Genomic DNA, 13,624 nt, shown 5'->3' with positions numbered 1-13,624 from the left:
CGGGGATCTGGCCGCAGGGGAGGGGCGCCACCCATCCCCTCCACGTCAACCGGTCCCTCGGTGGCCCTGGTGGGCCTTCCAGCGGATCAGCCGTAGGTGTCGCGCGGACCTCGTCCTCCGGAGGACAACGGGCCCTTGCGCCAGGACGGCCCACCCGGGCCGCGGACCACGATCTCGGTGACGACGCCGGTGCCGACCTCCCCGTCGATCCGCGCCAGCACGGTCGCCGTCAGCAACCGCATCTGCGTCGCCCAGGCGGTCGAGTCCGACCGCACCGTCAGGACCGTCCCCTCGAAGGCGACGACCTCCACGTGGGTCGCCACCTGCTCGCCGACGATCTCGGCCCACCGGCCGATCACGGCACCGACCTGCACCTCCGCGTCCCAGCCGCGGCTGGCCACCAGCCGGTCGATCTCCGCGCCCACGGTGTGCGGGTCCCGGTCGTCCTTGTCGCGCCCCGCCGAGGGGGCCTGCCCGAGCGCCCTCCTGCGCCCCGCGCCGGCAGGGGCGCCCGGGCGCAGCCCGCGCTCCCGGGCCGACCGCCGGGCCCGGGCCAGCGCGTCGTGCGCGGCGTGGAGCGGGTCCGGCTCCTCCTCTGTCATCGCGGCACCACCGAGCCCAGCGTGACGTCCAGGATCTGGCCGCCGTCCTCCAGCAGGCCGGCGGGCACGTCCTCGGCCACCGCCGCCGTCACCAGCACCTGCTCGCAGTCGGCGACGAGCCCGGCCAGCCGCACCCGCCGCCCCGAGTCCAGCTCGGCGAAGACGTCGTCGAGCACCAGCACCGGATCGGTGCCGAGGTCGTGCCGGAGCAGCTGGAAGCCGGCCAGCCGCAGCGCGAGCGCGAGGCTCCACGACTCGCCGTGGCTCGCATAGCCCTTGGCCGGGAGCTCCCCGAGGGTGAGGAGCAGGTCGTCGCGGTGCGGGCCCACGAGGCTGACGCCGCGCTCCTGCTCCTGCGCCCGGACCGCCTCGATCGAGGTGCGCACCGCCTCCACCAGCTCTTCCTGCGTCGGGACCTCGCCGTCGGCGAGGGCGGCGGCGACCGGCTCTGCCAGGCTCGACCGGTATGTCGCGTCCGCGAGGGTCTCGCTGTCGCTGATCGCGCGGTAGGCGTCCTGCAGGTAGGGCCGGAGGTCGCGCAGCAGGCGCAGGCGCGCGTAGAGCAAGGCCCCGGCGATCTGCGCCAGGTGCTCGTCGAAGACGGCCAGCGTCGCCAGCGCACCGTCCCGCGCCTGCTCCAGGCTCTCCCCGGGGGCGAGCCGGGGGCCTGCGCCCCGGCGGGCGCGGGAGCGGCTCGGGTCCCGCCACAGGTGGGCCGCCGAGCGCAGCAGGGCGTTGCGCTGCCGGAGCACCCGGTCGTGGTCGGCCCGGACCGCGGCCCAGCGCGGCTGCCGCGCGACGAGGAGGTCGTCGAGGAAGCGGCGACGCTCCGCGGGGTCGCCCTTGACCAGAGCGAGGTCCTCGGGCGCGAAGAGCACGGTGCGCAGCGTGCCGAGCACCTCCCGCTGCCGCGTCAGGGGAGAGCGGTTGAGCCTGGCCTTGTTGGCCCGGCCGGGCACGATCTCGATCTCCACCAAGGACTCGTGACCGTCCCGCACCACGGTGGCCCGCACGATCGCCGAGTCCGCGCCGGCCCGGACCAGCGGGGCGTCCTGAGCGACGCGATGACTGCCCAGCGTCGCGACATACCCCGCCGCCTCGACCACGTTGGTCTTGCCCTGGCCGTTGCGGCCGAGCAGCACGGTCACCCCGGGGGCGAGGGTGAGGTCCGCCGCGGGATAGCTGCGGAAGTCGGTCAGGGAGAGATGGCTCAGGTGCACGTCGCGGTCGGACGCCCCTGGGTCAGGCGCCGGACGAGGACCGCTCGCCGGCGTCCCCGGTCTCGCCCGTGCCCGAGGTGGGGCCCTGGGCGCCGCCGGTCGAGCCGCCGCCCGAGCTCGGGCCGGCCTCGGCAGCGTCGGCACCCGCGTCGCTCTCGCCGGCACCCGGACGCTCTCCGCCGTCGTGCTTGGGCTCGGCGCCGTGGTGCACCTCGACCTGGCCCTCCTCCTTGCTCGCGGCGTCGTCGAGCAGCTTGACCGCGTGCCCGCCGAACTGCCCCCGGAGCGCGGCGACGGCCTGCATGGCGGGGGAGTTCTCCTGCCGGGAGGCGAAGCGGGCGAACAGGGCGGCGCTGATGACCGGCATCGGGACGGCCATGTTGATGGCCTCCTCGACGGTCCAGCGGCCCTCGCCGGAGTCGGTGGTGTACTCGCTGATGTCCTCGAGGCCGGGGCGCTCGTCCAGCGCCTTGACCAGCAGGTCGAGCAGCCAGGAGCGGACGACGGTGCCGCGGCTCCACGCCTGGAAGCAGCCCTTGACGTCCTTGACGATGTCCTTGGCGGAGAGCAGCTCGTAGCCCTCGGCGTAGGCGTGCATCAGGCCGTACTCGATGCCGTTGTGGACCATCTTGGCGTAGTGGCCGGCGCCGACGTCGCCGGCGTGGACGAAGCCCTCCTCGCGCGGACCCTCGGGCCGGAGGGCGTCGAAGATCGGCATCGCGATCTCGACGTGCTCGGGACGCCCGCCGCACATCAGGCCGTAGCCGTTGTCCAGCCCCCAGATGCCGCCGGAGACGCCGCAGTCGACGTAGCCGATGCCCTTGGGCGCCAGCAGCGCGTCGAGCTCGACGTCCTCGGTGAACTTGCTGTTGCCGCCCTCGACCACCAGGTCGCCCTCGGAGAGGAGCTCACCCAGCTGCTCGACGGTGGAGCGCGTGGGCTTGCCGTGCGGGACCATCACCCAGACCAGGCGCGGCGGCTCCAGCGCGGCGACCAGCTCCTCGAGGGAGGCGACGTCACGCAGGGACTCGTCGAGGTCGAAGCCGACGACCTCGTGCCCCGCCCGGCGGAGCCGCTCCCGCATGTTGCCGCCCATCTTGCCCAGGCCGATCATGCCGATCTTCATGAGTGGTCCCGTCTCCTCGGTGCGTGTCGTGCGGTGTCCTGCGCCCGTATGGCGTCCCGTGTCAGCCCGCGAAGCGGACCGGCATCAGGACGTAACGGTAGGTCTCGTCCGACTCGCCGTCGACCTCAGCCTGGCCCGAGATGACAGCGGGGCGGGAGGGCTGGGTGAACGCCATACGGGCGAACGGGGCGTTGAGGACCCCGAGCCCGTCGAGCAGGAACTGCGGGTTGAAGGCGATCTCGACGTCGGGACCCTGGAGGCTGGCCTCGACCGCCTCGCTGCCCTGTGCGTCGTCGCCGGTGCCCGCCTCGATCGCCACCTGGCCGTCGGTGAAGCGCAGGCGCACCGGGGTGTTGCGCTCGGCCACCAGCGCCACGCGGCGCACGGCCTCGATGAGCGCCTGGGTGTCGACGACCGCGACGGTGTCGACCGAGGTCGGGAAGATCGAGGTGACCTTGGGGTACTCCCCGTCGAGCAGCCGCGTCGTCGTGCGGCGCTGGCCCGCCTCGAAGCCGACGAGCCCGTCGGAGCGCGAGGCGTCGCCGAAGCTGACGTTGACCGAGGCCGACGCGCCCAGCGCCTTGGCGGTCTCCGAGAGGGTGCGCGCGGGGATCAGGCTGACGTGCGTGGTGTCCGAGCTGTTGGGGCTCCACGTCAGCTCGCGCATCGCCAGGCGGTAGCGGTCGGTGGCCAGCATCGTGACCTTCTCGCCGTCGACCTCGACGCGGACGCCGGTGAGGATCGGCAGGGTGTCGCCGCGGTCGGCCGCGACGGAGACCTGGTGGACCGCCTGGGTGAAGACGTCGCCCGCGACGCTGCCGCTGGCCTCGGCCTGGGCGGGCAGCTGGGGGTAGTCGCTCACCGGCATCTGGATGAGCGCGAAGCGGCTGGAGCCGCAGGTGAGCTGGACCTTGGCGCCCTCGGTGGAGATGTCCACCGGCTTGGACGGGAGGTTGCGGGCCAGGTCGGCGAGCAGCTTGCCCAGCACGAGCACCTGGCCGCCCTCGGTGACGTCGGCCTCGACGGTGACGGTGGCCGACACCTCGTAGTCGTAGGCGGACAGGGTCAGGGTGCCTGCCTCGTCGGCGGTGAGGAGGACGCCGGCGAGCACCGGCACGGGGGGACGGCTGCTCAGACCACGGACGACCCAGGCCACGGCCTCGGAGAGGACGTCGCGCTCGACACGGAACTTCACGACACACGGCCTTTCGGCTCAACCGGACACTCGGACTCGGACAGACAGGGCCGCGTCGCCGTCAGGAAATGACAGGGCGCGGGAAGTGCAGCATAGCGCCGCCCCGAGACCCAGGTCGTCCCGGAGCCTGTCGTCCCTCAGCTCGCTCGCGGACCCCAGGGACGTGGGCGCTCGATCTGCCCGGGTATGGAGTTCGTCGTCGTCATAGGGCCTGTGGACACTGTGGATAACCCGGCTTTCACCGTTGTGTTTCCGCACGTCCGCCGTTGTGACGGGCGAGTAGTTCACGGTGTGTACACCGGGTGGAGACGGATGTGGACGCACCACCGGGGGCTGTGGACGGAGGCGGGCCGTCCACACGTCATACCCCGTGGTGCCCCGGCTGTCCCCAGCCTGACCTGCGGTGATCCGCACCCTTTCCACACCCGTGTCCACAGCGCGGACGAGCACGGACGACGGGTTCCGGAGGCGTCGAGGGGACGAAAATGCGGCACGGATGTGACTGCGGTGAACGCTGAGCAACAACTCACAGGGTTATCCACAGGTGTGGACGAACCTTGGCGGAGTCAGCGGGCGGAAGCCTTCCGGATGATGCCGGTGAGCTCGGTGATCTGGTCGTAGAGGGCGCGACGCTCACCGATCTGGTGGCGGATCTTGCGCTCGGCGTGCATGACCGTGGTGTGGTCCCGGCCGCCGAACTCGCGGCCGATCTGGGGCAGGGACAGGTCGGTCAGCTCGCGGCACAGGTACATCGCGACCTGGCGGGCGTTGACGAGCATCCGCGACCGCGACGTGCCGCAGAGCTCCTCGCCGGTGATCTGGAAGTAGTCGGCGACCTCGGTCATGATCGTCTGCACCGAGATCGCGGCCGCCTCGCTGCTGGGGATGATGTCCTTGAGCACGTGCGCGGCCAGGTCGGCGTCGGCGGGCCGGCTGGACAGCGACGCGAAGGCCGTGACGCGGATGAGCGCGCCCTCGAGCTCGCGGATGTTCGAGGTGATCTTGGAGGCGATGAGCTCCAGCACCTCGTCGGGCAGCTGCATCCGCTCCTGCGCCGCCTTGCGCTGGAGGATCGCGATGCGGGTCTCCAGGTCGGGCGGCTGCACGTCGGTGAGCAGGCCCCACTCGAAGCGGCTGCGCAGGCGCTCGGCGAAGCCCGAGAGCTTCTTCGGCGGCTGGTCGGAGGTGATCACGACCTGCTTCTCGCTGTTGTGCAGCGTGTTGAAGGTGTGGAAGAACTCCTCGATCGTCTGTTCCTTGCCCTGCAGGAACTGGATGTCGTCCACGAGGAGGAAGTCGACGCTGCGGTAGCGCTGCTGGAAGGCGCCGGCCTTCTCGTCGCGAATGCTGTTGATGAAGTCGTTGGTGAACTCCTCGGAGTTCACGTAGCGCACCCGGACGCCGGGGTAGAGGCTGCGGGCGTAGTGACCGATCGCGTGCAGCAGGTGCGTCTTGCCCAGCCCGGACTCCCCGTAGATGAAGAGGGGGTTGTAGGCACGGGCCGGCGACTCGGCGACCGCCAACGAGGCGGCGTGCGCGAAGCGGTTGGAGCTGCCCGAGACGAAGGTCTCGAAGGTGTACTTCGGGTTGAGCCGGGCGTCCTCGACGCTGGTCTGCGCGGGACCGGACGGGCTGGTCGGCGCGGGGCGCGAGGGCTGCGTCGGGACGGGCTGAGCCGGAGCTGCCTCGCCGGTGTCCGCCGTGGCGGTGGCCGCAGCCTCGTCCTGCTGCTCCAGCTGGTGACGCAGGTCGTCGTCGACGGTGATCGCGAGCCGGACCTCCTGGCCGAGCTCGGTGGAGAGGGCCTCGACGATCGGCTGGCGCAGCGTCGTCTCGAGGGTGTCCTTGGTGTGCGCGTAGGGAACGGCGAGCAGCGCGGTCCCGTCGAGCAGACCGACGAAGCGGGTGAGCCCGAGGAAGGCGCGGTCACGCGGCGAGAGGATGTCCGCTTCGAGGGTGGAGATGACGCGTTGCCACACGGAGTGAGAGTCCGTCGGCTGCTCGGTCATCGTGGGGTCCATCCTTCTGGTCGGTCGGTCTATCGTATGCGCGACCGTCCACAGAGTTGTCCACAGACTGTGGATACAGGGTGGACACAGGAGCGAGAAGCGCGACGCTAACAACTCCGCCGACGGTTGCGCAACCCGAACTTCGTGTGCAAGGTCGGCCATGCCGGCGTGTCGTCCCCCGTGCCGCGCGCTGGTGTCTCATCATGGCAGGTTGCCCGCCCCCCAGCGCACTGCGGGGTCGAGTTTGACCCGGCACCGACGCCTCCCGTACCGTGGAGTCGGCCGATTCCCGGCCGCTTTCGCCTGCCCATGTGCGCGCGTCACGACGCGCGGTGGGCTTTCGTTGGTGGCCGGCTCGGCACCCAGGACCTGTCCCGGACGTCTCGCACGTCCCCGTTTCACGGAGCACCAGCCATGAGCAAGCGCACGTTCCAGCCCAACAACCGTCGCCGCGCCAAGAAGCACGGTTTCCGCCTGCGTATGCGTACCCGCGCCGGCCGCGCCATCCTCGCCGCGCGCCGCCGCAAGGGCCGCGCCGAGCTCTCGGCCTGAGTCGGCCACCGTCGACCTCGGCGGTTCCGTCTCGATGCTGCCCCGCCACCACCGCCTGACGCACCCGGCCGACTACCGCGCCGTGCTGCGGGGCGGTGACGGTCGGCGTCGGCACCGGGCGGGCACGGACCTGCTGGTCGTGCACCTCGCTTCCGGGGACCACCTGCCCACGCGCCCTCCGCGCGTGGGTTTCGTGGTGTCGAAGGCGGTCGGTTCGTCGGTGGTGCGTCACCGGGTCGTCCGGCGGCTGCGTCACCTCGTCCGGCCCCGCCTGGAGCGGCTGCCCGACGGCTGCGACCTCGTCGTCCGTGCCCAGCCCGCCGCGGCAGCAGCGAGCTCGGTCTCGCTCGGTGCGGCGCTGGACCGGGCCCTCGACCGGGCGCTCACGGGGGTCTCCCGATGACGGGGGACATGCGCGACGTCCACCGCGGCGGCGTGCCGCTGCGGGAGCACCGCAGCGTGCTGGCTCTCCCGCTGGTCTGGCTCGTGCAGCTCTACCAGCGCACGGTGTCGCCGATGCTCGGCCCGGTCTGCCGCTACTACCCCTCCTGCTCCGCGTATGCCGTGACCGCCCTCGAGCGGTTCGGTCCGGTCCGCGGGAGCTGGCTGACCGCGCTGCGGCTGCTTCGGTGCACCCCGCTCGCCCGGGGCGGCGTCGATCACGTGCCGCCACGTCATACCGCCGCCGCCCCACGACCCACGGTCGTGGCGGCGCCCACCACGGTGAGCACCGCTCACCACCGACCCTGAGGACCTCATGGGATTCTTCGACGCGATCCTCTTCCCGTTCATCTGGTTCAACTCGGCCATCCTCGTCGGCTTCGAGTGGCTGCTGACGCGACTCGGTATGCCGACCACGAGCGGGTGGACCTGGGTGCTGGCCATCGTCGGCCTGGTCATCACCCTGCGCGCGCTGCTGACGCCGCTGATGATCCGGCAGATCAAGAGCCAGCGGCGCCTGCAGATGGTGCAGCCTGAGCTGGTCAAGATCCAGGCCAAGTACAAGGGGAAGAAGGACCAGGCCTCGCAGAAGGCCTTCCAGGAGGAGACCTTCGCGCTCTACCGCGAGGCCGGCGCGAACCCCTTCGGTGCCTGCCTGCCGATCCTCATCCAGATGCCGTTCTTCTTCGCGCTGTTCCGCCTGCTCAACACCGCGCAGACGGTGGCCGACGGCAAGCTGGAGCCGCTGGGGCTCTTCACGCGTGAGCTCGCGACGAAGATGGCGAACTCGGAGATCCTCAACGCGGGGCTCACGTCGACGTTCCTGCACGACCAGGACCTATCGGCGAAGATCCTGTCGCTGGTGCTGATCATCATCATGTCGATCACGCAGTTCATCACCAGCCACCAGATCATGCGGCAGAACATGTCGCCGGAGGCGCTCAACAGCCCCATGGCGCGGCAGCAGCAGATGCTGATCTACATCCTGCCGATCATCTTCGCCGTGTCGGGCGTCAACTTCCCCGTGGCGCTGCTCATCTACTGGACCGTGAGCAACTTCTGGACGATGGGCCAGCAGTTCTTCGTGATCCGCAACATGCCGTCGCCCGGGTCGCTCGCCGAGCAGAAGTACCGCGAGCGGATGGCGCGCAAGGGCCGCGAGGCGGTCGGCATCCAGCTCAAGAACCCCAACCTCATCGCTGAGCGCAACCAGGCCCAGACCGACGAGTCGGCTCGTCAGGTCGGCCAGCGCACGCAGCCCAAGAGCAAGAAGCGCGCGAAGAAGCGCTGAGACCCGAGGAGAACGCATGAGCACCATTCCCGAGAGCGCGCCGGAGACCGCCGCCGCCGAGATCACCGAGCCCCAGCAGCCCACGACCGAGGCGACCGCTGCGGAGGCCGAGGAGACCAGCGGTTCCGGTCGCTCCAAGACCGACCAGCTGGTGCGCGAGGGCGAGATCGCCGCCGACTTCCTCGAAGGTCTGCTCGACATCGCCGACCTGTCGGGCGACCTGGAGGTCGACATCGAGGGCAGCCGGGCGGCCATCGCCATCGTGGACTCCGAGGACGGGCCTGCCCCGCGCCGACTGGTCGGGCCCGGCGGGCAGGTGCTCGACGCCCTGCAGGAGCTGACGCGCCTTGCTGTCCAGGCGGAGACCGGGGAGCGCAGCCGGCTCATGCTGGACGTCGCCGGCTACCGCTCGGACCGTCGCTCGGCGCTGGTGCGCACCGCGCGCAGCGTCATCGAGGAGGTCCGGGCGAGCGGAGAGCGCCGTGAGCTCGAGCCGATGACGGCCTTCGAGCGCAAGGTCATCCACGACGAGGTGCTGGCTGCCGGGCTCGTGTCCGAGTCCGAGGGTGTGGAGCCCTCTCGCTACGTCGTCATCCTCCCGTCGGCCTGACCGACGCCTTCCGCGCGCCGGCATGAGCGACATCCCCGCCCCGGTGGCGGCGGCCCCGGAGCCGCCCGCCGAGGCGGTCGTCGTCTTCGGTGACCAGCTTCCGCTGGCCCGCAGGTATGCCGATCTGCTCGCCACCACCGGCATCTCGCACGGCCTCGTCGGTCCGCGCGAGGCGCCGCGGCTCTGGTCGCGGCACCTGGTGAACTGCGCGGTGATGCACCCTCTCCTGCCCGAGGGAGCCACGCTGGTCGACATCGGCTCGGGTGCTGGCCTGCCGGGGCTCGCCCTCGCGGTGGCCCGGCCTGACCTGCGCATCCACCTCGTGGAGCCGCTGTTGCGACGGACGGCCTGGCTGGAGGTCGCGGTCGAGGAGCTGGAGCTGGGTGATCGGGTGACCGTCCACCGCGGTCGGGCGGAGGAGATGAGCCTGACCGCGCCTTTCGTCACCGCACGCGCCGTCGCCTCGCTGGACAAGCTGGTGCGGTGGTCGTTCCCGCTGCTGCAGTCCGAGGGCCGGCTCCTGGCCCTCAAGGGTGAGGCCGCCGCACGCGAGCTCGAGGACGCCAGACCGATGCTGTCGACGCTGGGGGTCGTCCGTGCCCACGTGCATGTCGTCGGTGAGGGCGTGGTGAGCGAGCCGGTGCGCGTCGTCGACATCGAGCGGCCTGCGACGACTGGCCACGGGGCTGGTCACGGGGGGCGCCGGAAGAAGGGTGCGCACGGCCGTTCCGCGCAGGGTCGCAAGAGGGTCGACCCCCGCTCGTGAGAACGCCGGTCCCGTGGGGCGGGACCGGCGCTCGGCGGGGGTGAGGGGAAGAGGCCAGGAGGGCCGAGAGATCAGGAGCGGCTGAGAGCGTCCAGGATGCGCTCCAGGTCCTCCTGGTCGGCGAAGTCCACGGTGAGACGGCCCTTGTTGCGACCCATCATCACCTGCACCCGGGTCTCGAGGCGCTCGGACAACGTCGAGGCGACGCGCTGCAGCTCGGGGCTGGGCTCCTGCCGCTGACGGCTCTTGCGAGACGTGGGCTCGCCGTCCCCGCCCAGCATCACGATCTCCTCCACGCTGCGGACCGACAGCCCCTCGGCGACGATGCGCTGGGCCAGGCGCTCCATGGCCGCGCCGTCGGCGAGCCCCAGCAGGGCCCGGGCATGACCGGCGGAGAGCACCCCGCTCGCCACGCGGCGCTGCACGAGCGGTGGGAGTTTTAGCAGCCGGATCGTGTTCGAGATCTGCGGGCGAGATCGTCCGATGCGGGTGGCGAGGTGCTCGTGCGTGCAGCCGAAGTCCTCGAGCATCTGCTGGTAGGCCGCAGCCTCTTCGAGGGGGTTGAGCTGGGCGCGGTGGAGGTTCTCCAGGAGCGCGTCACGCAGCATGTTCTCGTCGTCGGTGGACCTGACGATCGCGGGGATCGTTTTCTGCCCGGCCTGCTTGGACGCACGCAGACGACGCTCACCCATGACGAGCTCAAAGGCGGCGCCGGCCTCATCGCGGTCGTCGGCCGGCACGGGACGGACCACCACGGGCTGGAGCACGCCGAGCTCGGTGATGCTGGCGACGAGCTCGGCCAGATCGTCCTCGTCGAAGACCTGACGCGGCTGGCGGGGGTTCGGCCTGATCGCGTCGAGGGGGATCTCGGCGAAGTCGGCGCCCGGGACGGGAGCCAGGACTGGTCCGCGCTCTCCTCCGGTCTCGCGGTCCGTGCTGCGATCCGTGCCGTGATCGGTGCCGGTCGGGGTGTCGGCCTCCTCACCGTTTCCCGTGAAACCAGAGCCGATGACCGTCGCGCCGCCGTCGTTGTTTCCCGTGAAACCCTCGTTCACCCGCGGGAAGAAGACATCAGCGGGACGGTCCACCGGTGCCCCGGAGGGAATGAGAGCCCCAAGGCCCTTGCCCAGGCCTCGTCGACGGTCGCTGCTCATGCTGATCCCTTCTGCTGGCGCATCTGCGCCGCCGCTTCGGTGTAGGAGAGTGCCCCAGTGCTGACCGGGTCGTAGGTGATGACGGTCTCGCCGTGGCTCGGCGCCTCGCTGATCCGTACCGATCGCGGGATGGCGACCCGGAGCACGGTCTCACCGAAGTGCTCGCGGACCTGCTCGGCGACATCGGACGCGAGACGGGTACGGGCGTCATACATGGTCAGAAGAATGGTGGTGACGCGTAGTTCGCTGTTGAGGTGCTGCTGGATCAGCTCGACGTTCTTCAGCAGCTGGCTGAGGCCCTCAAGCGCGTAGTACTCGCACTGGATGGGGATAAGGACCTCCCGCGCGGCGACGAACGCGTTGACCGTGAGGAGTCCGAGGCTGGGCGGGCAGTCGATGAGCACCAGGTCAAAGGCGCGGTCGGCCGACTGCTCCTCAAGGAAGGCATGAAGGGCGCGCCGCAGACGATTCTCGCGCGCGACGAGCGGAACGAGCTCGATCTCCGCGCCGGCGAGGTCGATCGTCGCGGGCACGCACCACAGTCCGGCCATGGTCGGACTCTCGCGCACCACCTCGGCCATGGGCGTGCCTTCGACGAGCACGTCGTAGATACCTGCGGTGCCGCTCTGGTGCGGGACGCTGAGTGCCGTGCTGGCGTTGCCCTGCGGGTCCATGTCGAGGACCAGGACACGCAGACCTGCGCGGGCCATCGCGGCAGCGATGTTGACCGTGGTGGTCGTCTTGCCGACCCCACCCTTCTGGTTAGCCACGGTGAGGATCCGTGTCCCGGTCCAGCTGTGCGTCGGTTGGGCCGGCGGGGCGGGCGACGGCGTGACGTCGACGACGGTCTCGGTCAACTCGGGGGCTCCTGTTCGCGGGCGCGGGGTGGTGCTTGGCGATGTTTCACGGGAAACGCTCGTTGTCGAACGATGGGCCTCGGGCCACCCGAGACCGCCGTGGTCTTCGAGGATGTCCTCCTCGGAGGCGGTCTGGACCCTCGAGCGATGAGGCCATCCCAAGGCGCGCTGTGAAGAGGTAGACATGAGGACCCCATCATCGCATGACGGCAGGAGCCCTCTCCGTTGTCCCCAGACACACCACAGCCGTCCACAGGGTTGTGGACAACCCATGTGGACGGCTGTGGACAGACGACCGGTGCGGCCGGGTGGCCGACGTGATCAGGCGGTCATCAGGCGGTGAACTGCTCCATCTCGGCGGCCAGCTTCTTCTTCGGGAGCGCGCCGACCAGGGTCTTGACCACCTCGCCGCCCTGGTAGACGTTCATGGTGGGGATCCCGGTGATGCCGTAGTGGCGGGTGATCTCGGGGTTGTCATCGGTGTTGAGCTTGACGACCTTGAGCTTGTCGCCCCACTCCTCGGAGAGCTCCTCGAGAATGGGCGCGATCATCTTGCAGGGTCCGCACCACGGCGCCCAGAAGTCGACCAGGACGGGTCCGTCGTGCTGGAGCACGTCCTCGGTGAAGGTGGCGTCAGAGGTGGTGGTGATGGCCATGGGGGTGTTCCTTCCGGATCTTCGGGTGGCTCTGGGACAGAGGGTAGGTCAACGGGCTGACAGGACCGACTCGACGTCGACCGCGCCCGGGGCGCTGTCGGCGGCGTCGTCCAGCGCTGCCAGGTAGCGCTCGGCGTCCAGGGCGGCCGCACAGCCGCTGCCGGCCGCGGTGATCGCCTGCCGGTAGGTGTGGTCCACCAGGTCGCCGCAGGCGAAGACGCCCGGGAGGTTCGTCGCCGTGCTCCGACCCTGGACGGTAACGTAACCCGCGGGGTCAAGGTCGACCTGACCGCGCACCAGCTCGTTGCGCGGGTCGTGCCCGATGGCGATGAAGAGACCGGTGGTGGCGAGCTCGCGCTCCTCCCCGGTGAGCGTGTCGCGGAGCGTGACGGAGGAGAGCTTCGGGTGACCGGTCAGGCCGACCACCTCGGAGTTCCAGACGAAGCTGATCTTGGGGTCGTTCTCGGCACGCTCGGCCATGATCTTGCTGGCGCGCAGCTCGCCGCGACGGTGGACCACGGTGACCGTCCTGGCGAAACGGGTCAGGAAGGTCGCCTCCTCCATCGCCGAGTCGCCCCCGCCGACGACCACGATGTCCTGGTCACGGAAGAACGCGCCGTCGCACGTCGCGCACCAGGAGACCCCGTGCCCGCTCAGGGTCCGCTCCTCGGGCAGACCGAGCTCTCGATAGGCCGAGCCCATGGCCAGGACGACCGCCCGGGCCCGGTGGACCGTGCCGTCCGCGTCGGTGACCGTCTTGATCTCTCCGGCGAGGTCCATGGCGGTGACGTCGTCGCGCACGAGGGTCGCACCGAACCGCTCCGCCTGCTCACGCATGTTCATCATGAGCTCGGGGCCCATGATGCCCTCGGGGAAGCCCGGGAAGTTCTCCACGTCGGTGGTGTTCATCAGCGCGCCGCCGGCTGTGACGGACCCCTCGAAGACGAGCGGGGCGAGGTTGGCCCGCGCAGCGTAGACGGCCGCGGTGTAACCGGCAGGACCGGAGCCGACGATGATCACCTCGTGCACCGTGTCCTCGCCTGCGGGGACACTGGGCTCCGGCGTGATGGAGATGGTCATGACGGTCCTTCCTCACGGGGACGCGGGGCGCCCCCGGACGGTCTGGCGGGGTATCACTAGTGCAC

Annotated in this window: 15 protein-coding genes; 6 read left to right on the top strand and 9 right to left on the bottom strand. The window is 70.6% G+C overall.

Features of this window, described 5'->3' with window-relative positions:
- Positions 1 to 86: 86 nt before the first annotated feature.
- The 5 genes from IEV65_RS10530 to dnaA all read right to left on the bottom strand — a co-directional run bounded on the left by IEV65_RS10530 (position 87) and on the right by dnaA (position 6,152).
- Entirely contained in the window at positions 87 to 602 is a 516-nt protein-coding gene (locus IEV65_RS10530) for a DciA family protein (protein WP_188430562.1), read from the bottom strand.
- Positions 599 to 1,822, bottom strand: a complete 1,224-nt coding sequence (locus IEV65_RS10525; RefSeq protein ID WP_188430560.1) for a DNA replication/repair protein RecF — start codon at positions 1,820 to 1,822, stop codon at positions 599 to 601. Before IEV65_RS10525 ends, IEV65_RS10530 begins: the two co-directional genes overlap by 4 nt.
- A 22-nt stretch (positions 1,823 to 1,844) precedes the next feature.
- Positions 1,845 to 2,948, bottom strand: a complete 1,104-nt coding sequence (gene gnd / locus IEV65_RS10520; RefSeq protein WP_188430559.1) for a phosphogluconate dehydrogenase (NAD(+)-dependent, decarboxylating) — start codon at positions 2,946 to 2,948, stop codon at positions 1,845 to 1,847.
- Between the two features lie 61 nt (positions 2,949 to 3,009).
- Positions 3,010 to 4,143, bottom strand: coding sequence for a DNA polymerase III subunit beta (gene dnaN / locus IEV65_RS10515; RefSeq protein ID WP_188430557.1), 1,134 nt, complete (start codon positions 4,141 to 4,143; stop codon positions 3,010 to 3,012).
- Positions 4,144 to 4,709: 566 nt separating this feature from the next.
- Positions 4,710 to 6,152: a chromosomal replication initiator protein DnaA gene (gene dnaA / locus IEV65_RS10510; protein ID WP_188430556.1), complete on the bottom strand. Its 1,443-nt coding sequence runs from the start codon at positions 6,150 to 6,152 to the stop codon at positions 4,710 to 4,712.
- A gap of 414 nt (positions 6,153 to 6,566) precedes the next feature.
- Between dnaA and rpmH the strand changes: the two genes are divergently transcribed.
- The 6 genes from rpmH to rsmG are packed head-to-tail and all read left to right on the top strand — an operon-like array spanning position 6,567 to position 9,812.
- A complete protein-coding gene (gene rpmH, locus IEV65_RS10505) occupies positions 6,567 to 6,704 on the top strand; it encodes a 50S ribosomal protein L34 (RefSeq protein ID WP_188430554.1) in 138 nt (45 codons plus the stop codon).
- Between the two features lie 34 nt (positions 6,705 to 6,738).
- Positions 6,739 to 7,107: a ribonuclease P protein component gene (rnpA, locus tag IEV65_RS10500; protein WP_188430552.1), complete on the top strand. Its 369-nt coding sequence runs from the start codon at positions 6,739 to 6,741 to the stop codon at positions 7,105 to 7,107.
- The gene (yidD, locus tag IEV65_RS10495) at positions 7,104 to 7,454 is read left to right on the top strand and encodes a membrane protein insertion efficiency factor YidD (RefSeq protein ID WP_229735177.1); all 351 of its coding nucleotides are present in this window, start codon (positions 7,104 to 7,106) and stop codon (positions 7,452 to 7,454) included. The genes rnpA and yidD overlap by 4 nt, the downstream gene beginning before the upstream one ends.
- Positions 7,455 to 7,461: 7 nt before the next feature.
- On the top strand, positions 7,462 to 8,436 hold the full coding sequence (gene yidC, locus IEV65_RS10490) for a membrane protein insertase YidC (protein ID WP_188430550.1): 975 nt from the start codon (positions 7,462 to 7,464) through the stop codon (positions 8,434 to 8,436).
- 16 nt (positions 8,437 to 8,452) lie between these two features.
- Positions 8,453 to 9,046 (top strand): Jag family protein, encoded by a 594-nt coding sequence (locus IEV65_RS10485; RefSeq protein WP_188430548.1) that lies wholly within the window; start codon positions 8,453 to 8,455, stop codon positions 9,044 to 9,046.
- Positions 9,047 to 9,068: 22 nt separating this feature from the next.
- Positions 9,069 to 9,812: a 16S rRNA (guanine(527)-N(7))-methyltransferase RsmG gene (rsmG, locus tag IEV65_RS10480; RefSeq protein ID WP_188430546.1), complete on the top strand. Its 744-nt coding sequence runs from the start codon at positions 9,069 to 9,071 to the stop codon at positions 9,810 to 9,812.
- Positions 9,813 to 9,883: 71 nt separating this feature from the next.
- On the opposite strand, the gene IEV65_RS10475 is transcribed toward rsmG, so the two are convergent.
- The 4 genes from IEV65_RS10475 to trxB form a co-directional block, all read right to left on the bottom strand.
- The gene (locus tag IEV65_RS10475) at positions 9,884 to 10,966 is read right to left on the bottom strand and encodes a ParB/RepB/Spo0J family partition protein (protein ID WP_188430544.1); all 1,083 of its coding nucleotides are present in this window, start codon (positions 10,964 to 10,966) and stop codon (positions 9,884 to 9,886) included.
- Positions 10,963 to 11,823: a ParA family protein gene (locus tag IEV65_RS10470; protein WP_308642572.1), complete on the bottom strand. Its 861-nt coding sequence runs from the start codon at positions 11,821 to 11,823 to the stop codon at positions 10,963 to 10,965. Before IEV65_RS10470 ends, IEV65_RS10475 begins: the two co-directional genes overlap by 4 nt.
- A gap of 332 nt (positions 11,824 to 12,155) precedes the next feature.
- A complete protein-coding gene (trxA, locus tag IEV65_RS10465; protein ID WP_188430541.1) occupies positions 12,156 to 12,479 on the bottom strand; it encodes a thioredoxin in 324 nt (107 codons plus the stop codon).
- A 48-nt stretch (positions 12,480 to 12,527) separates the two neighbouring features.
- Positions 12,528 to 13,559: a thioredoxin-disulfide reductase gene (gene trxB, locus IEV65_RS10460; protein WP_188430539.1), complete on the bottom strand. Its 1,032-nt coding sequence runs from the start codon at positions 13,557 to 13,559 to the stop codon at positions 12,528 to 12,530.
- Positions 13,560 to 13,624 lie beyond the last annotated feature (65 nt).

Origin of the sequence: Ornithinimicrobium tianjinense (assembly GCF_014636495.1) — a bacterium.
Lineage (GTDB): Bacteria > Actinomycetota > Actinomycetes > Actinomycetales > Dermatophilaceae > Ornithinicoccus > Ornithinicoccus tianjinensis.
Note: the sequence above shows the minus strand (reverse complement) of the source record. Positions and strands in the feature narration are given on the sequence as shown.

What these genes read in the sequence shown, in the direction of transcription:
- IEV65_RS10530 (WP_188430562.1), bottom strand. Translation starts at nt 602, where the DNA reads ATGACAGAGGAGGAGCCGGACCCGCTCCACGCCGCGCACGACGCGCTG.
- gnd (WP_188430559.1), bottom strand. Translation starts at nt 2,948, where the DNA reads ATGAAGATCGGCATGATCGGCCTGGGCAAGATGGGCGGCAACATGCGG.
- dnaA (WP_188430556.1), bottom strand. Translation starts at nt 6,152, where the DNA reads ATGACCGAGCAGCCGACGGACTCTCACTCCGTGTGGCAACGCGTCATC.
- rpmH (WP_188430554.1), top strand. Translation starts at nt 6,567, where the DNA reads ATGAGCAAGCGCACGTTCCAGCCCAACAACCGTCGCCGCGCCAAGAAG.
- rnpA (WP_188430552.1), top strand. Translation starts at nt 6,739, where the DNA reads ATGCTGCCCCGCCACCACCGCCTGACGCACCCGGCCGACTACCGCGCC.
- yidD (WP_229735177.1), top strand. Translation starts at nt 7,104, where the DNA reads ATGACGGGGGACATGCGCGACGTCCACCGCGGCGGCGTGCCGCTGCGG.
- yidC (WP_188430550.1), top strand. Translation starts at nt 7,462, where the DNA reads ATGGGATTCTTCGACGCGATCCTCTTCCCGTTCATCTGGTTCAACTCG.
- IEV65_RS10485 (WP_188430548.1), top strand. Translation starts at nt 8,453, where the DNA reads ATGAGCACCATTCCCGAGAGCGCGCCGGAGACCGCCGCCGCCGAGATC.
- rsmG (WP_188430546.1), top strand. Translation starts at nt 9,069, where the DNA reads ATGAGCGACATCCCCGCCCCGGTGGCGGCGGCCCCGGAGCCGCCCGCC.
- IEV65_RS10475 (WP_188430544.1), bottom strand. Translation starts at nt 10,966, where the DNA reads ATGAGCAGCGACCGTCGACGAGGCCTGGGCAAGGGCCTTGGGGCTCTC.
- trxA (WP_188430541.1), bottom strand. Translation starts at nt 12,479, where the DNA reads ATGGCCATCACCACCACCTCTGACGCCACCTTCACCGAGGACGTGCTC.
- trxB (WP_188430539.1), bottom strand. Translation starts at nt 13,559, where the DNA reads ATGACCATCTCCATCACGCCGGAGCCCAGTGTCCCCGCAGGCGAGGAC.